The sequence below is a fragment of the Pseudomonas alkylphenolica genome, from assembly GCF_004025535.1.
Taxonomy (GTDB): Bacteria; Pseudomonadota; Gammaproteobacteria; order Pseudomonadales; family Pseudomonadaceae; genus Aquipseudomonas; species Aquipseudomonas alkylphenolica_A.
Genome location: NZ_QJRG01000049.1, coordinates 180,189 through 197,489 on the forward strand (window position 1 = coordinate 180,189; position 17,301 = coordinate 197,489).

At 61.7% G+C, this 17,301-nt stretch carries 13 protein-coding genes, 5 tRNA genes and 1 pseudogene; 12 read left to right on the plus strand and 7 right to left on the minus strand.

Features of this window, described 5'->3' with window-relative positions:
- Window positions 1–2 precede the first annotated feature (2 nt).
- The gene (locus DM813_RS24370; protein WP_128325977.1) at window positions 3–758 is read left to right on the plus strand and encodes a spermidine synthase; all 756 of its coding nucleotides are present in this window, start codon (window positions 3–5) and stop codon (window positions 756–758) included.
- 322 nt (window positions 759–1,080) lie between these two features.
- A pseudogene (locus DM813_RS24380) lies at window positions 1,081–2,776 on the plus strand (DEAD/DEAH box helicase).
- A 134-nt stretch (window positions 2,777–2,910) separates the two neighbouring features.
- Here the strand turns inward: DM813_RS24380 and DM813_RS24385 are convergent.
- The gene (locus DM813_RS24385; protein WP_128325979.1) at window positions 2,911–3,678 is read right to left on the minus strand and encodes a DODA-type extradiol aromatic ring-opening family dioxygenase; all 768 of its coding nucleotides are present in this window, start codon (window positions 3,676–3,678) and stop codon (window positions 2,911–2,913) included.
- Between the two features lie 103 nt (window positions 3,679–3,781).
- Between DM813_RS24385 and DM813_RS24390 the strand changes: the two genes are divergently transcribed.
- Window positions 3,782–4,432 carry a thiopurine S-methyltransferase gene (locus DM813_RS24390; RefSeq protein ID WP_128325980.1) on the plus strand — a complete coding sequence of 217 codons (651 nt, stop codon included), beginning with the start codon at window positions 3,782–3,784 and terminating at the stop codon, window positions 4,430–4,432.
- Window positions 4,433–4,481: 49 nt separating this feature from the next.
- Here DM813_RS24390 and htpX read toward each other — a convergent pair whose 3' ends face one another.
- Window positions 4,482–5,369: a protease HtpX gene (htpX, locus tag DM813_RS24395; protein WP_128325981.1), complete on the minus strand. Its 888-nt coding sequence runs from the start codon at window positions 5,367–5,369 to the stop codon at window positions 4,482–4,484.
- A 225-nt stretch (window positions 5,370–5,594) separates the two neighbouring features.
- Complete coding sequence (locus DM813_RS24400) at window positions 5,595–6,806, minus strand: pyridoxal phosphate-dependent aminotransferase (RefSeq protein WP_128325982.1); 1,212 nt, start codon at window positions 6,804–6,806, stop codon at window positions 5,595–5,597.
- Between the two features lie 167 nt (window positions 6,807–6,973).
- Between DM813_RS24400 and msrB the strand changes: the two genes are divergently transcribed.
- Together msrB and DM813_RS24410 are read left to right on the plus strand one after the other, a co-directional pair.
- Window positions 6,974–7,366 carry a peptide-methionine (R)-S-oxide reductase MsrB gene (msrB, locus tag DM813_RS24405; RefSeq protein ID WP_128325983.1) on the plus strand — a complete coding sequence of 131 codons (393 nt, stop codon included), beginning with the start codon at window positions 6,974–6,976 and terminating at the stop codon, window positions 7,364–7,366.
- Between the two features lie 15 nt (window positions 7,367–7,381).
- A complete protein-coding gene (locus DM813_RS24410) occupies window positions 7,382–7,867 on the plus strand; it encodes a glutathione peroxidase (RefSeq protein ID WP_128325984.1) in 486 nt (161 codons plus the stop codon).
- On the opposite strand, the gene DM813_RS24415 is transcribed toward DM813_RS24410, so the two are convergent.
- The gene (locus DM813_RS24415) at window positions 7,860–10,217 is read right to left on the minus strand and encodes a hybrid sensor histidine kinase/response regulator (RefSeq protein WP_128325985.1); all 2,358 of its coding nucleotides are present in this window, start codon (window positions 10,215–10,217) and stop codon (window positions 7,860–7,862) included. The genes DM813_RS24410 and DM813_RS24415 overlap by 8 nt on opposite strands.
- 82 nt (window positions 10,218–10,299) lie before the next feature.
- Between DM813_RS24415 and DM813_RS24420 the strand changes: the two genes are divergently transcribed.
- Window positions 10,300–11,187, plus strand: coding sequence for an ATP-binding protein (locus tag DM813_RS24420; protein WP_128325986.1), 888 nt, complete (start codon window positions 10,300–10,302; stop codon window positions 11,185–11,187).
- Window positions 11,187–11,669, plus strand: a complete 483-nt coding sequence (locus DM813_RS24425) for a GAF domain-containing protein (protein WP_128325987.1) — start codon at window positions 11,187–11,189, stop codon at window positions 11,667–11,669. The genes DM813_RS24420 and DM813_RS24425 overlap by 1 nt, the downstream gene beginning before the upstream one ends.
- Before the next feature lie 148 nt (window positions 11,670–11,817).
- On the opposite strand, the gene DM813_RS24430 is transcribed toward DM813_RS24425, so the two are convergent.
- A complete protein-coding gene (locus DM813_RS24430) occupies window positions 11,818–12,585 on the minus strand; it encodes a hypothetical protein (protein ID WP_128325988.1) in 768 nt (255 codons plus the stop codon).
- A gap of 265 nt (window positions 12,586–12,850) precedes the next feature.
- Here DM813_RS24430 and DM813_RS24435 point away from each other — a divergent pair.
- The 5 genes from DM813_RS24435 (at window position 12,851) to DM813_RS24455 (ending at window position 13,408) form a co-directional block, all read left to right on the plus strand.
- Window positions 12,851–12,926, plus strand: a tRNA-Glu gene (locus DM813_RS24435).
- 2 nt (window positions 12,927–12,928) lie between these two features.
- Window positions 12,929–13,004: transfer RNA gene (locus DM813_RS24440), tRNA-Gly, on the plus strand.
- A gap of 88 nt (window positions 13,005–13,092) precedes the next feature.
- Window positions 13,093–13,168 (plus strand) — tRNA-Glu (locus tag DM813_RS24445).
- Window positions 13,169–13,171: 3 nt separating this feature from the next.
- Window positions 13,172–13,247, plus strand: a tRNA-Gly gene (locus tag DM813_RS24450).
- A gap of 85 nt (window positions 13,248–13,332) precedes the next feature.
- Window positions 13,333–13,408: transfer RNA gene (locus DM813_RS24455), tRNA-Gly, on the plus strand.
- 105 nt (window positions 13,409–13,513) lie between these two features.
- Here DM813_RS24455 and DM813_RS24460 read toward each other — a convergent pair.
- Together DM813_RS24460 and DM813_RS24465 are read right to left on the minus strand one after the other, a co-directional pair.
- Entirely contained in the window at window positions 13,514–14,596 is a 1,083-nt protein-coding gene (locus tag DM813_RS24460) for a fimbrial protein (protein ID WP_128325989.1), read from the minus strand.
- Entirely contained in the window at window positions 14,593–17,160 is a 2,568-nt protein-coding gene (locus tag DM813_RS24465) for a fimbria/pilus outer membrane usher protein (protein ID WP_128325990.1), read from the minus strand. Before DM813_RS24465 ends, DM813_RS24460 begins: the two co-directional genes overlap by 4 nt.
- Between the last annotated feature and the right edge of the window lie 141 nt (window positions 17,161–17,301).

The window sequence follows — 17,301 nt, forward strand, 5'->3', positions numbered from 1 at the left end:
GCATGACAGTTGAGCGGGAAGAGCGGGTGCTGGCCCAGGTCCAGGACCAATACGGCACCATCAGCGTGCTGGAGGTCGAGGACTACCGTTTTCTCGAATTCGGCGAGGCCATCGAGCAAAGCTGTGTATTTACCGCCGACCCGAGCTGGCTGGAGTACGACTACACCCGCGCCATGCTGATTGGTGCGCTGTGCCATGCGCAGCCCGAGAGCGCGCTGTTCCTTGGCCTGGGCGCCGGTACCCTGACCCAGGCGTGCCTTAAGTTTTTGCCGCTCGAAGACGTCGAGGCCATCGAGCTGCGCCCGGATGTGCCGCGCCTGGCTATCGAATACCTGGGGCTCGATGACGACCCGCGCCTGTACATCCGCATCGGCGACGCCATGGAGCTGCTCAACAGTGCCGAGCCGGCCGATCTGATCTTCGTCGACCTGTATACCGATCACGGTCCTGGCGTGGCCCACCTGGCCTGGCGTTTTCTCGAAGACTGCCAGAAGCGCCTGAACCCCGGCGGCTGGCTGGTGATCAACCAGTGGGCCGGTGATGACGGCAAGCCGCTGGGCGCCGCTTTGTTGCGCGGCCTGTACCACCGCCACTACTGGGAACTGCCGGTCAAGGAGGGCAATGTGATCATCCTGGTGCCGTCCGAGCTTGATCAGGAACTGGACATGGACGGGCTCAATGCGCGTGCCGAGGCGCTGGCACCGCAACTTGGCTACTCGTTGCAAACGCTTATCGGTGCCATCCGCCCGGCCACCTGAGCCGCATGGTTGAGCGGGTAGTAGAAAAACGTTTCAGCCATTTGCCGACTCCCAGCGCTCAGGCCCGTCGTTATCAGGCCTGACGCTGGCGTGTTGCGATAAAAAATTCTCCCGTGAATGGGGAATTCAGGTATAGTACGCGCCGGTCTTTTACCGGACCTCGTTTAGGTAGTGCATTTCCCCGAAGCCAGCTTCGGCTGCGCGTCCGCCCCGCGGACTCTCCTTGACGTTCCTATTTTTCTTCAATCGTTTTCGCAAATCCCCGCCGACAAAGCTGCCAGGGTGACCTTCGGGTCTTACAAGGCATGTGCAGCTTTGGAGCATGGGTCTTTGCGGATGCACTTAGAGGCAGACCCATGACCCAGGAAACCGGCGGCTTCGCCGCTCTCGATCTTCATCCGAGCATTGTTGCTGCAGTACTGGCTACCGGCTACGAAGAGCCATCCGCCATTCAGCAGCAATCGATCCCGATTATTCTTGCCGGTCACGACATGATCGGTCAGGCGCAGACAGGTACCGGTAAAACCGCTGCCTTCGCACTGCCTATCCTGAACCGCATTGACCCGAGCAAGCGCGAGCCGCAAGCCCTGATCCTGGCGCCAACCCGTGAGTTGGCGCTGCAAGTAGCTACCGCATTCGAAACCTACGCCAAGCAAATGCCGGGCGTAACCGTGGTGGCCGTATACGGTGGTGCCCCAATGGGCCCACAACTCAAAGCAATCCGTAACGGCGCGCAAATCGTCGTTGCTACCCCGGGCCGTCTGTGCGACCACCTGCGTCGCGACGAGAAAGTCCTGGCGACCGTCAACCACCTGGTGCTCGACGAAGCCGACGAAATGCTCAAGCTGGGCTTCATGGATGACCTCGAAGTCATCTTCAAGGCCATGCCTGAGAGCCGTCAGACCGTGCTGTTCTCGGCCACTCTGCCAGCCTCGATCCGCGCGATTGCCGAGCGTCACCTGCGTGATCCGAAGCACGTCAAGATCCAGAGCAAGACCCAGACCGTAACCGCGATCGAACAAGCCCACCTGATGGTCCACGCCGACCAGAAGGTTTCTGCTGTCCTGCGTTTGCTGGAAGTGGAAGAGTTCGACGCCCTGATCGCCTTCGTGCGTACCAAGCAAGCCACCCTGGACCTGGCCAGCGCCCTCGAAGCCAAAGGCTACAAAGCCGCTGCGCTGAACGGTGACATTGCCCAGAACCAGCGTGAGCGCGTTATCGACTCGCTCAAGGATGGCCGCCTGGACATCGTCGTTGCAACCGACGTTGCCGCCCGTGGTCTGGACGTACCGCGCATCACTCACGTGTTCAACGTTGACATGCCGTACGACCCGGAGTCCTACGTTCACCGTATCGGCCGTACTGGCCGTGCCGGTCGCGAAGGCCGTGCGCTGCTGCTGGTTACCCCGCGCGAGCGTCGCATGCTGCAGGTGATCGAGCGTGTTACCGGTCAGAAAGTTGCCGAAGTTCGTCTGCCAAACGCCCAGGCCGTTCTCGATGCACGCATCAAGAAGCTGACCAACAGCCTGGCACCGCTGGTAGCTGACGCCGAGTCGACCCATGGCGACCTGCTGGACCGTCTGACTGCCGACATCGGTTGCAGCCCTCGCGCCCTGGCCGCAGCCCTGCTGCGCAAGGCTACCAACGGTCAGGCCCTGACCCTGGAAGCGGTCGAGAAAGAGCAGCCGCTGGTTCCGACCTACACCCCGCGTGAGCGTACTGGCGAGCGTCCAGAGCGTGGCGAGCGTGAGCGTCGTGCACCGATGCCGCTGGGCGAAGGTCGTGCCCGTTGCCGTACCGCGCTGGGTGCGCGTGACGGTATCGCCGCCAAGAACCTGCTCGGCGCCATCCTTAACGAAGGCGGCCTGGCCCGCGAAGCGATCGGCCGTATCCAGGTACGTGACAGCTTCAGCCTGGTCGAGCTGCCGGAAGAGGGTCTGGAGCGTCTGCTGGCCAAGCTCAAGGACACCCGCGTTGCCGGTAAGCAGCTGAAGCTGCGCCGCTACCGCGAAGACTGATCCGCGAGCAATAAAAAAATCCCCGACTGAGTCGGGGATTTTTTTTGCCTGCACGGGGCGCACCACAGATCATTGTGGGAGCCGGCAACGCCGGCGATGGGCAGTGCAGCGGCCCTGAGGCCCCGAGGCCAGCCTCAATCAAACCGGTAGATATCCATCCCCAGCGCGCCCAGGGTGAAGCCCTGATGCACAATGCCAAATTGCCCACCGGCGCCGCGGGCAAAATACAGCGGCAGCAGGTGCTCATCACTCGGGTGGTTGCGCACGGCAAACGGCGCTTGCTGGCGATAGTCCTTGAGGGCTGGCATGTCGTCGGCCGCCAGTTTTTCTATCATCCAGTCACGAAACGCCAACGCCCAAGGCTCGACGCTTTCCGGCCCGGCTTGCCAGTCCAGTTCGCCCAGGTTGTGGGTGATGCTGCCCGAACCGATCAGCAGTATGCCGTCGGCGCGCAGTTCGCTCAGCGCCTTGCCAACCTGCAGCTGCAACTGCGGCCCCATCCGTGAGGGCAGGGAGACCTGTACGACAGGGATGTCGGCCTGTGGATACATCAGTGACAGCGGCACCCACATGCCATGGTCGAAAGGGCGCTGCGGGTCCAGGTGGGCTTCAAGCCCTGCGTTGCCGAGCAGATTGGCCACTCGCTGGGCCAGTTGTGGCTCACCGGGGGCAGGGTATTGCACGGCAAACAGCGCGGCAGGAAAGCCACCAAAGTCATGCCAGGTTTGTGGTTGCGGGTGGCTGGATACCAGCAACTCGCGGCTTTCCCAGTGCGCCGAAACCATCACGATGGCTTTCGGGCGCGGCAGCTGTGCCGCCAGGTTTTTCAGTGCAGGCCCACTGGCCCCCGGCTGCAGGGCGAGCATGGGTGAGCCATGAGAAATAAACAGGCTGGGCAGCATGGGAGGGCTCCTGAAGGTAAGATGCGCTTATCTTCAGGCAGAACATTGATCTAAATCTAATATAAGTTTTCGCAGTATTTGATCGAATTTATCGAGGTGAGGCATGCAAGCGGAATTTTGGCAGTCGCGCTGGAACAACAATCAAATCGGCTTTCATCAGCCGCAGGTCAACGCCTACCTACAGCAGTACTGGCCGACGTTGGCAATGCCAGCAGGGGCGCGGGTTCTGGTGCCGCTGTGCGGCAAGAGCCTGGACATGCTCTGGCTGGCAGGCCAGGGTCTGCAGGTGTTCGGGGTGGAGTTGTCGGAGCGGGCGGTGGAAGACTTCTTCGCCGAGCACCAACTCGTGCCTCAGGTGTCACAGCGGGGTGCCTTCAAGGTGTTTCGCTGTGAAGACGTCGAAATCTGCTGTGGTGACTTTTTTGCCCTGCGCGCTGAAGACGTCCAGGGCTGCACGGCCTTGTATGACCGCGCCGCGGTGATTGCCCTGCCGGTGGAAATGCGCAAACGCTATGTCGAGCACTTGGGCGCCATCCTGCCGGCATCGGCCACAGGCCTGTTGATCACCCTGGACTACGATCAGTCCCAGCTCGACGGCCCACCCTTTGCGGTCACCGATGACGAGGTACAGGTGCTGTTTGCTGCCTGGCAGCCGCAGTTGCAGGCCTCGCATGATGTGTTGGCCGACAGCCCGAGGTTTCTGCAGGCCGGCGCCAGCCATCTGCTGGAGCGGGTGTATCGGTTGCAACGCTGAAATGCAAAAAGGGCGACCCGAGGGTCGCCCTTTTTTGTTGCGGTACCGTTTAGCCGCGACGGCGCAGTGCTTCGATGCGGTCTTCCAGCGGCGGGTGGCTCATCAGCAGGCCAGCCAGGCCCTGCTTGAGGCCGCCGTTGATGCCGAAGGCATTCAGGGTGCTGGGCATATGCACCGGCACGTCCTGTTCCGAGCGCAGGCGCTGCAGAGCGCCGATCATGGCGTTGGTGCCTGCCAGGCGGGCGCCGGCTTCGTCAGCGCGGTATTCGCGTTTGCGCGAGAACCACATGACGATGATGCTGGCCAGGATGCCCAGTACCAGCTCGGCAACGATGGTGGCGATGTAGTAAGCGATGCCCTGGCCTTCTTCGTTCTTGAAGATCACCTTGTCGACAAAGTTGCCGATGATCCGCGCGAAGAACATCACGAAGGTGTTGACCACGCCCTGCACCAGCGCCAGGGTGACCATGTCGCCGTTGGCAACGTGGCCGATCTCGTGGGCCAGTACGGCACGGACTTCATCGGGCGAGAATCGCTCCAGCAAGCCCTGGCTGACTGCGACCAGTGCGTCGTTGCGGTTCCAGCCGGTGGCAAAGGCGTTGGCCTCGTAGGCCGGGAAGATCCCCACTTCGGGCATCTTGATGCCGGCCTCGCGGGAGAGTTCTTCGACGGTCTGCAACAGCCACTGCTCGTGACGGGTGCGCGGCTGGCTGATGATCTGGGTGCCGGTGCTCATCTTCGCCATCCACTTGGAGATGAACAGCGAAATCAGCGAGCCGGCAAAGCCGAACACGGCGCAGAAAATCAGCAGCTGGTCGAGCTTGAGGTCAACCCCGTTTGCCGCCATGAACCCATTGAAGCCGAACAGGCTCAGGGTAATGCTGGCAATCAGCACGACCGCAAGGTTGGTGGCTACAAACAGTAAGATGCGCATCATGGTTGTTACGGTCTCCTGACGGATAAAAGTGTCACGTATGCGGGGTATATAAGGCGCGGGCTTCAGTGATTCAACCGGGCGACTATTTCAAACTGTGTACTTGTCTGTATTACAGACGAATTCCAGCATCCCGCACGGCAAGGTGTCGAGACGATAAGGGCAGGGTAAAAGGTCTGTAAGGCCTGCGTCGATGTTGACGCAGGCCTTTTTTGCGACGCCTGTGGGTTACTGCTGATATGTCTTCAGGAAGTTTCCGATACGGCCGATGGCCTGCTCCAGGTCGTCGACCCGTGGCAGGGTGACCACGCGGAAGTGATCCGGCCACGGCCAGTTGAATGCAGTGCCCTGGACGATCAGCAGTTTTTCCGAAAGCAGCAGGTCGAGGGCGAACTTCTCGTCGTTAAGGATCGGGCAGACCTTCGGGTCGATCCGCGGGAAGGCGTACAGCGCACCCATCGGCTTGACGCAGCTGACGCCGGGGATGTCGTTGAGCAGCTCCCAGGTACGGTTGCGTTGCTCCAGCAGGCGGCCCGGCGGCAGCACCAGGTCATTGATGCTCTGGTAGCCGCCCAGGGCGGTCTGGATGGCATGCTGGCTCGGCACGTTGGCGCACAGGCGCATGTTCGCCAGCATATCGATGCCTTCGATGTAGCTCTGGGCGTGGTGCTTGGGCCCGGAGATGATCAGCCAGCCGGAACGGAAGCCCGCCACCCGGTAGGATTTCGACAGGCCGTTGAAGGTCAGGCAGAGCAGGTCCGGGGCGAGGGCGGCGGTGCTGATGTGCACGGCTTCGTCGTAGAGGATCTTGTCGTAGATTTCGTCGGAGAACACCACCAGGTTGTGCTGGCGGGCCAGCTCCAGCATGCCCAGCAGCAACTCGCGCGAGTACACCGCACCGGTCGGATTGTTCGGGTTGATGATCACCAGCGCCTTGGTGTTGGGGGTGATCTTTGCCTTGATGTCTTCAAGGTCGGGGAACCAGTCGGCCTGCTCGTCGCACAGGTAGTGCACCGGGTTGCCGCCGGCCAGGCTCACTGCGGCAGTCCACAGCGGGTAGTCAGGGGCCGGGATCAGCACTTCGTCGCCGTTGTTGAGCAGCGCCTGCATCGACATCACGATCAGCTCGGAGACGCCGTTGCCCAGGTAGATGTCCTCGATGCCGACACCTTCGATCTGCTTTTGCTGGCAGTACTGCATCACCGCCTTGCGCGCGCTGAACAGGCCCTTGGAGTCGCTGTAGCCCTGGGCGGTAGGCAGGTTGCGGATCACATCCTGGAGGATTTCGTCCGGCGCTTCGAAACCAAACGGCGCAGGGTTGCCGATATTCAGCTTGAGGATGCGATGGCCTTCCTCTTCCAGGCGTTTGGCGTGCTTGAGCACCGGGCCGCGAATGTCATAGCAGACGTTGGCGAGCTTGTTCGATTTGCTGACCTGCATGATGTGATCCCGATTAGAAAAGATCGCCGCGCATTGCGCTGTGAAAACGTTTGAAATGCGTGTAACGCGGGTGCCAGACTGATGTCTGATGAGGCGCAATAATATACGTGCCCTCCGCGCTGTGGAAAAGACACTGCGCGGGGTTTTTAGTCTGCCGAGGCCTGCATATGGAAAAGATCGAGAAAACCCTGGACGAATGGCGCGCGATGCTCGACCCAGAGCAGTACAACGTCTGCCGTCTGAAGGGCACTGAACGGCCCTTCAGCGGCAAGTACAACAGCACCCGCACCGACGGGGTGTACCACTGCATCTGCTGCAATGCGCCGTTGTTCGATTCGACCACCAAGTTTGATTCCGGCTGTGGCTGGCCCAGCTTTTATGCGCCGATTGCAGACAGCGCGATGATCGAGATTCGCGACACTTCCCACGGCATGATCCGCACCGAGGTCACCTGTGCCCAGTGCGATGCGCACCTGGGGCACGTGTTTCCCGACGGGCCGCCACCGACCGGGCTACGCTATTGCATCAACTCGGTCTGCCTGGACCTGGTTCCACGCTGACAGAGGAGGCATGCCATGAGCGACACACTGCTGAACATTCCCTGCGTCACCCTCAAGGGTGAGCACAAGCAGCTGGGAGACTTCCCCGGCAAAGCCTTGCTGGTGGTCAACACCGCCAGCCAGTGCGGCTTTACCCCGCAGTACAAGGGCCTTGAGCAGCTCTGGCAGCGCTACCGCGAGCGCGGCCTGGTGGTGCTGGGCTTTCCGTGCAATCAATTTGGCAAGCAGGAGCCAGGCGACGCCCGTGACATCGCTCAGTTCTGCGAAATGAACTTCGGTGTCAGTTTTCCGCTGTTTGCCAAGATCGAGGTCAATGGCGACGCGGCGCATCCGCTGTTTGTCGAGCTGAAAAAGCGTGCCCCCGGCTTGTTTGGCTCACAGAAGGTCAAATGGAACTTCACCAAGTTTCTCGTCGATCCCGAAAGCGGCAAGGTCACGCGTTTTGCCCCGAGCACCAAGCCCGATGCACTGGCCGGCTCGATCGAGGCGTTGCTCAGGTAGTGGTCAGCGGCACCCAATGATCGATCAGGGCCAGTAGCTCTTCGCGTCGAAACGGTTTGGCCAGGTAGTCGTTCATGCCCGCAGCGCGGCAGCGTTCGCGCTCTTCGGGCATGGCGTTGGCGGTCAGGGCGACGATCGGCAGGTCTGGCCAGCGTCCGCTCTGGCGGATGCGCCGGCTGGCCTCATAGCCGTTCATGACCGGCATGTTGCAATCCATCAACACCAGATCGAAGGCAGCGCGCTCGAGGTGCTCCAGGGCTTCGGCGCCATGAGCGGCAATGGCCACCTCGCACCCGAGCTTGCTCAGCATGCCCTTGGCGACCAGTTGATTCACCGGATTGTCTTCCACCAGCAGGATGCGCGCACGGCGGCTGTGCTGGGCGCTGCCTCGGGCATTGGCGTCGCTTTGGTCTTTACCGTGCAGGCTGCGCCGCAGGATCTGGTACAGCGCGTTGCGCGCCAATGGCCGGGCCAGTTGCTGCAACGGGGCTAGGTGTGCGGCCTGTTCGCCCGGCAGAAAGTTGCCGTAGGCGGTCACGAGCAGGATCGGTGCAATAACTTCGGGGCGAAGGGTGAACAGGCTGTCGAGGTCGCCGGTGATGACCAGATCGGCATTCGCCGCGACCAGTTGATCAACGCGGTCGTAACGCCGCACGTCCAGCCCCCAGCCGGGGAGCAGGGTAGACAGTAACTCAGTGAGGCCGCTGCTGACGTCGCTGAGCACGGCAATATTGCCGTACAGGCGCTCAGCCGGTACTGCTGCAGTGTGGCTGAGCAACGGTAGCTCGGCAGTGAACTGGCTGCCAAAGCCCGTTTCGGAACTGATGCTCAGGCGCCCGCGCATGGCCTCGCAGAGGTTGTTGGTCAGAGCCAGCCCCAGGCCAGTACCGCCGTATTGCCGGGTAATGCCGACGCCGGCCTGGGTAAAGGGCTGGAAGATGCGCGCCTGGGCTTCGTGGGCGATGCCGATACCGGTGTCGCAGACATCCAGGCGCACGCCGCCTTTATAGGTACTCAGGCGCACATCGACGCGGCCGAAGCGGGTGAATTTCAGCGCATTGGACAGCAGGTTGCTGACAATCTGCCGTACGCGAGTGGGGTCGCCCAGCACCATTGAAGGGAAGTCCGGGTCTATCAGGCAGGTGAGTTCGACGCTGGCCGCAGCGTTCTGCGACAACAGGTTGGCGGTGTCCTCGACCAGGGCACCGAGGTCGAAGGGGATGCGCTCTAGCTCCAGCTGACCGGCGTCGAATTTCGACAGGTCGAGAATATCGTTGAGCAGCTCCACCAGCACCTTGCCCGAGTCGTGGGCGATGGACAGTTGCTGGCGTTGCTCGGCGTTGAGCGGACTGTCCAGCGACAGAGCAATCATCCCCAGCAGGCCATTGAGTGGGGTGCGGATCTCATGGCTCATGTTGGCCAGAAACGCCGCCCGTGCCTGGGCCATGTCCAGGGCGCGCCGGCGTGCGTCCTCAAGCTCTTCATTGGACTGGCTCAAGCGGGTATTGCTGGCCTTGAGTTCATCGGTGCGTGCCGAAACGATGTTCTCCAGCTCGCCGAGGTATTCGGTCAGGCGGTTTTCGGCGGCGCGGCGTTGCTGGATTTCCGTGGCCATACTGACGAACTGCTGGTTGGCGACTTTGACCAGCACACCGATTTCATCGTGTTCATGGCCGGGCGGAAAATGCAGCTTCGACTGCTCCGGTTGCCGCGGGTCGCGGCTGGCCAGGGCGCTGATTACGCGCACCAGCGGTTTGGTCAGCATGAAATAGAACAGGGCAAGCAGGATGCCGGTAAGGATCAGGCTGCGGATAAAGCCGTTTAGCAGGGTGACTTCGGCGCGCTTGAGAAAGCGGCCGCCAAACGCAAAGGTATCGACTTCCAGGTACAGGGTGCCGAGGTATTCATCGGGCATGTGGCTGAGAAACAGCGGGTCCTGAAAGTTTCGGCTTTCACCGAACAGAAAGTCGCTGATGGCGCGGTAGTCGTTGTCTGCGCGCGGGCGCTGCATATCGGCCAGTACCGTGTCGTTGTTGTCGATCAGGCGCGCGCGGGTGATGGCCGGTGATTGCAGCAGGCCGCCGGTCAGTTCCTGGGCCAGCTCGGCGTCGATGTTATAGGCGATGCGCGAGGCCGGGTTGTGACTGATTTGCAGCAGGGTACGCATCTCACGGTTGATGGAGGCGTCTTCGCTGGCATAATCGATGCCGATCTGGATGAGACTGAGCAATGTACCCAGGATGAAGCCGACCAGGACCGTCAGCCGGGCTTGCTTGTAGGACAGGCGATTGGTGAACTTGATATCCATGAGTCCCGAGCCAGTTTCACGTTCCGTGCGCTGCGCAAGCATAGCCGATCAGTCCCGGCTGCTGGCACGCCCTGTCACACATTCAGCCGTGCATTTGTCTTTGAATCAGCCCTGAGGATCCGTAGTGGACGCTCGATTGACCAGCTTTCTGGAGCGCGCCGAAGCCGTGCTCGCCCGACTCGAACCCTTGTTGCCGGCACCACGGCCAGCGATTGACTGGCAGCAGTGCCTGGCTGCGCGCTGGCAGCGCGATGGCCGCAGTGGCTACCTGTTGCCACTTGAGGTCAGCCTCGACATGCGCCTGTCGGACCTGATTGGCGTTGACCGCCAGCGTGATCAGTTGGGACGCAACACCCGCCAGTTCCTTGATGGCATGCCGGCAAACCATGCCTTGTTGTGGGGCTCGCGAGGTACGGGTAAATCGTCGCTGGTGCGCGCATTGCTGGCCGAGCATGCCGGGGCCGGTTTGCGCCTGATTGAAATCGAGCGCGATCACCTGGCTGACCTGCCACGGGTGGTGGAGCAACTGAGCAAGCTGCCGCAGCGCTTTGTCTTGTTCTGCGATGACTTGTCTTTCGAAGCCGGGGAGGGCGATTACCGGGTGCTGAAAAGCGTGCTCGATGGTTCGCTGGAGCAGGCCCCGGACAATGTGCTGCTTTACGCCACTTCCAATCGCCGGCACCTGGTACCGGAAAAGCAGAGCGACAATGAAAACTGGAAGATGGTCGACGGTGAGCTGCACCCCAACGAAGCCGTTGAAGACAAGATCGCCTTGTCCGACCGTTTCGGCCTGTGGCTGTCGTTTTACCCCTTCACCCAAGAACATTTCCTTGATGTGGTGGAACACTGGATTGGCCAGTTGGCCAGCGCCGCCGGTTTGACCTGGCAGCGCGACGAAGCACTGGAAATTCTCGCCGTGCGCTGGGCAACCGGCCGCGGTAACCGTAATGGCCGATGTGCCTATCAGTTCGCCCGTTACTGGGTTGGGCTGCAACTGTTGGAGCAAAATTGATGATTGACCTGAATGCTTCTGGCGCCGGCCTTGAAGGGTACGGCCTGCTGGCTGCACAGCTGGAAGCCTTGTTTGCCGACGAGCACGACTTTATTGCCAATGCCGCACAGTTTTCGGCGTTTCTCTACAGCCAGGTCGATGACCTGAACTGGGCGGGGTTTTACCTCAACCGTAATGAAGAGTTGGTGCTTGGGCCGTTCCAGGGGCAGGTTGCCTGTGTGCGGATTCCGTTCGGGCGAGGGGTGTGCGGCGCGGCCGCGGCCAGTCGCCAGACCCAGCGGGTCGAGGACGTGCATGCGTTCCCGGGGCATATCGCCTGTGACAGCGCATCGAACAGTGAGCTGGTGATACCGCTGGTCAAGGAAGGGCGATTGATTGGCGTGCTGGATCTGGATAGCCCGAAACTGGCGCGCTTTTCTGAAGCGGATCAGGCAGGGCTGGAGCAGTTGGCCGAGATCTTCTTGCGTTTGACCGATTGCTGACAGGTAGCATCGTCAGCCCCGTGCACTCCATCGCGTAGGAGCGGATTTATCCGCGCTGGGTCGCGAAGCGGCCCTAAAATGGGACTGCTGCGCAGTCCATCGCGGCGGTCCGGCGTCCGGTGAATCCGCTCCTACGCAGATTGCAGCATCAGTCGTAAATGACTTTCTTTTTCCAGTCTTCGCTACCGTCGGTCTTCAGGCCTTCGGTCAGGGCATTGACTTCATCTTCTGCCGGCTCCAGCTGGCTCAACACTTGGGCATTGGCGCGGGCCAGGAGTTTTTCCAGGTACTCGAGTTGCTCGCGGTACAGCGCCGGGTCCGGTTGCTTGCGCAGGTACTGAACACCCCGCTCGAACGCGAGGCGCGCATGCCCGGGTTGGCTTTGCTGCAACGCTTGCTGGCCGAGGTTGTTGAAAAACTCGATGTGCAACAACACCAGGATGTGGCGGATTTCCTTGACCCAGTACTTGGCCTCGTTGGTGGGCAAGAAACCTTCCTGGGCGGCGCGGGTGATCTGGTTGTGCATGCCTTCCAATAGAAAGCGCACGTCCTTGGCCCGGGCCTCGGTCTGGATCGGAGCGGGCGGGTTGTTGACCGGCAGGGCTTCGCCCTGGGCGATCAGGCCTTCGAGCTCGGCAATGCGGGCGCGAATCTCGCGGCTGTTTTTATCCAGTGCCAGCTGGCGTTGGTTGAGGTTCAGCTCGAGGCGGGTGAGCAGCAGCTTCAACGCCGGCGTCATCAGCTGGCCGGGGAAGGTTTCGGTGATCTCGCCACAGCGCCGCAAGCGATCAGCCAGCTCGATCTTCAGCCGGGCACGCTCAAGCTTGTTGTTCTCGACCACATTATTGAGGTAGCCGATCACGATCAGTAACGCGATCCCCGCTACTATAAGCAGGGTGATCATAAGTGGTGTCACCGTTAACGCCTCATGCAAGATGATTTACCGTTTGAGTGTAGTGGCTTAGCTTTGGGGCGGATAGAGCTGTTTGGAGTCGTCAAAAAATAAACGTCAAGGCGCAGGCGCACAAAACGCCACTATGCTGCGATGAACGCCGGGAAGTCATTGATTTAAATAAATTTATCGACAGGGGTTGACGGCTTCTCAAAGCATCCATAGAATGCGCGCCACTTGCAGCGTAAAGCACACAGCGGAACGCGGCAGGGAGTGAATGTTGTAGTGTGTCCCCTTCGTCTAGTGGCCTAGGACACCGCCCTTTCACGGCGGTAACAGGGGTTCGAGTCCCCTAGGGGACGCCATTGCGGGAATAGCTCAGTTGGTAGAGCACGACCTTGCCAAGGTCGGGGTCGCGAGTTCGAGTCTCGTTTCCCGCTCCAGTTTCCACGGCAACGCTTAACGGCGGGGCTGGAAAAAGAAATCCAGGATTTTTCGAAAGGAAACCTGGTGCGCTGCAAAGCGTTGTGTGTCCCCTTCGTCTAGTGGCCTAGGACACCGCCCTTTCACGGCGGTAACAGGGGTTCGAGTCCCCTAGGGGACGCCATTTGCGGGAATAGCTCAGTTGGTAGAGCACGACCTTGCCAAGGTCGGGGTCGCGAGTTCGAGTCTCGTTTCCCGCTCCAGTTTAAAACTGTGGCGTTCATGACGGTACAGGGTGGTGAAGGTCGTAAAGGCGCTTCACGCCGATTAGCGGTAAAGCTGCACAATGCGGGAATAGCTCAGTTGGTAGAGCACGACCTTGCCAAGGTCGGGGTCGCGAGTTCGAGTCTCGTTTCCCGCTCCAAACGTAAGACGAAAAAGGGACCTATGGTCCCTTTTTTTTCGTCCCGATTTTTTTGCCTTGGCGCAACGCTTTTGGCAAAGCCCCTGAACCAGGGGCATGGGCTGCTCAACGATAGCTGACGGTAAAGTTCAGCGCGCCTTCAGCCACGCCCGGCGTCACCTTCGGGTCGGTCTGTACGAAGCGTGCGCGAAAGTCTAGGCGGGTCAGGCCGACATCCAGTTCCTTCATCAATTGGTCCGACCGCAAAGGCATCGGCGAGTCGTCGCTGCGCAGAATCTGAATGCCGATGCCGCTGGCTTCCGATGCTGTGGTCAGGCTGAACAATCCCTGTTCGGGCTCGATAGGCATAGAGCCTTTGACGCCGTCGAGAAAAATGTACACGTCCGCACGCTTGGCACCTGGGGCACTGCTGTCTATACAGTCGTTAAGGGTGATATGGAAGGGGACGGCGGGGGTATGCGTGCCGACGCCCTTGAAGTCATCGACCTGGTAATCACCCAGTAGCACAGGGTCGGCACTCACGGCATCGGCTTTCAAGGTGCACTGTGCGCGATTGACCGTTGCCTTGACCCGGTAAGCCATGACGTTGCCCAGGTCATGAATAAAGCCATGGAGCACCTCCTGATCAATCCGTTGCGGGCCTGGGTCGATGTCGCCGATCTTGATGAACATGGCCTCACCATAGATGGCGCCTAGGGGCATGCCGATCGCTGTGTCCGGGGTCATGACCCCGGAGTAGGGAATGGCAGTGCCGTTGTCGGGGGTGAAGGTGTTGCTGGCGGAGCCATCGTAGGGGTACATGAGATCGATGAACACGCCTACGCCCTTGATGTTGGTTTCCATCACCCGGCCATCCACCGGCTTGCCTCCGACGGGCGGCAGGCTGCCGGCGAACAGCGGGGCAGAGTTAGGCAGCGTGGCTGTCACCGGGGTGACGGGGTCATAAAAGCAGGTCAGGTTTGCCCCCTGGTCATTCGAGGCGTACAGACTGGCCTTGCCGATGAGCGCGCCGACTGGCGCGTCGCGCGGAACCCAGAATGTGCCCATCTCGCGTTGGAAGGTCATGGAGGTCGGGCTGCCGCTGCCCCAGGTACATCGGGCCTGCGCGCTGGTGGATGCCAGCCAGAGCGCCAGGATGCAGCAGGCCAGGGCGAGCGGGTGCATGTAGCGGCGGCGGGGCGAGATCATAAGGCGTGTTCCTGTGGGTCGTTGGCATGGGCCGGGTCGGCGTCGTCGGGCAGGCAGTCAAGCGTCTGCATGCGATAGCCGTTGTTCAGCGGCATGGTTTGCGCATTCAGGGTTACCTGGCAGCGCTGAATGTCGCTGTCGGACCAGCGCACGTGCAGGTGTTGCAAGCCGGGTTCGTCAGTTGCCACCAGGGTTTGCCCGGCTTGGCCGACCACCCCCAGTGCCTGGCCTTGAGCGTCGCTGACCTGGGCGCCGAACGGCAGCGGGCGGCCGTCGGGCTGCTGCAGGGTGAGCACCATGCGCACTACCTGACGTGCATCGAAACTGGCTTTGACCACCGCGCCCCGGCGCGGCACCACTTGCTGGGTGGCATTGTCGATGATCACTTCGGGCGACAATTGGTCGGTGTCCAGTACCAGTGAATTGCTCCGGTACGGGCGCAGGTGCGGAATCAGTAGATAGCCCTTGGCATCGGTGCGTGCCGAGGAGGCGTTTTGCACACCGACGTCGGCGACGTCGGGCACGTGGACGAGCGCCGTGGTTTCGCCCAGGTAACTGCCCAGGGCGATTCCGTCGGCATGGGCCAGTACCGAGCCGCTGGCGTTCAGCGACAGGCTACGGTAGTCGCTGGCTTCGCTGTAACCCGCGCCATAGCTGCCCTTGCTGCCCTGATAGGCGAGCGACAAGCCACCGTTCTTGCGGTTGTTCTGGTCGCTGCTCAGAGAGGCATGGTAGCTGAGGCGATCGTCCAGCATGCCGCCCTGTAGGCTGGCGCGCTCGCTGTATTGGCCGTTAGAGCGCTGCAGGTCGAAGGTGGCGGTATGCGGGCGGCCAAAGTCCAGCGGCAGGCTCAGGCTCAGCCCGAACAGGCGGTTGTCGGTATGGCGGGCGCTCAGCGATTGCGAGGCGAACAGGTTGACCCCCAGCTCACCCAGGCGTGTGTTGTACTGCAGCTGGTACTGGCGGCGCTGGTAGTTGCTGCGCCAGTAGTCTTCCTGCGACAGGGTCAGGCTCAGCGAGCTGCGCTGGCCGACATTCTGGTACGCCGACGCCTCAAGGCGGCTGCGCCGGCTGCCGGCAAAGCGTGCGGCGGCGTTGCGTTGCTGCACCGCTTCGTAAAAGTCGCGGTAGCCCTCGGTGGAATAGCGGTAACCGGCGAAGCGCAGGCTGGTGCGGGTCTGGAAGCTTTTACCGTAGCGCAAGGCAAAGCTTTGCCCTTGCACCTGGCCCAGGGTGCCGCTCAGGTCAGTGTTGGCGTCGGTGACATCCAGCGACAGCGCCCCGAGGCTACCGAAGTCGCGGGCCATCCCCAGCACGCCGGCGCGGTAGTAGTCACTGGCAAGCAGGCCGCCATACAGCGTGGTGTCCCAGGTGCCGCCGCGGGCCAGGGTACCTTGCCAGAACTGTGGCTTATCGAGGTGCTCGGCGCCGTTGTAACGGCCGGCGGTGGTGGTGTAGCGCCACACCCCTTCACGCAACAGGCTGCCCAGCGATGAATAGGGCTGGATGAAGCGGCTGACCTGGCCATCACTCTCGGTGACCACCACCTCGAGCTCACCGTGCCCGGAGCCGACACTGAGGTCGTCGATTACATAGGCGCCGGGGGCGACGTACGTGGAGTAGATCGCAAAACCGTTGCGCAGCACTTCGATCTTCGCCCGGGTCTGGGCTACACCGCGGATCACCGGGGCATATTGCTGCATGGCATCGGAGAGCATGTCTTGGTCGGAAGCCACGCGCACACCGGAAAATGCAAAGCTGCGAAACACATCGCCGCCAGTAAAGGTTTCACCCAGCGTAAGGTTCGCCCGCAGGCCAGGCAGGTCGCGTTGGGCATAGGTGTCGGTGCGACTCCAGCGGCGCTCGCCGTCCAGGTTTTCGCGCAGCGCCTGGTGGCTGCGCAGGCGCCAGGCCCCGAGGTTGATGCCGCTGCTCAGGTAGAGGTCCTGGCTGCTTTCGTTGCGCCCGTCGCGGCGGCGGCTGTGTTGGGCCGATGCCTGGTAGTTGATGAACGCGGCGTTGATACCGGTGTCCCAGCGCACCTCCGGGGCGTTGCCCGAGCGGTCCTGGCGCAGGGCGATCTGTGGGATCGACAGCGACAGGCGCAACTGCGAGGGGTCGAAGTCGACTCGGGCCTGCGGGATCAGTGCTGCCAGGTCGACACAACGATCGTCATCGGGCAGGGGCGTTTCCAGTGCCTGCTCGCGCAGGTTCAAGGCGCGCAACAAATCGCTGGTCAGGCAGGCTTGCAGGCCTCTGCCATCGGATCCGTCATGGAACTCCAGTTCGCGTTCTTCGAAGGGGGTGAGGTTGACCAGCAGGGCGACGCGATAGCGCCCGGCCGTCAATGGCGTGTGGGCGGCCAGGCTCTGTAGCGCCAGCGCACCGGCGTCGGCGGCCTGACCGGGCGGCTGGCGCATGAAGCCGGCCTGGAACAACGAGGCAGGTGTATCGGCGAGAGCGGGAGTGATCGGTACCAGGATCAGCAAGCCGCCAAACAAGGGCGACAGCGAAGCAAGGCGTAGGCGCGACGGCAGAGGCCTGCGCCGGTCAAGTCGGGGCATGGAAGGGTCCTGAACTGCGCCGCCGATAAGCACCTGGGCGGGATCGGCGAGTGGCGGCTGGCGGTGAGCAACGGCGCACGGGCCGCTTCAGGGGCCTGGGTACGCCGAGTTCGAGGGCGCTAGGGTAGGTGGGGTGGGGGG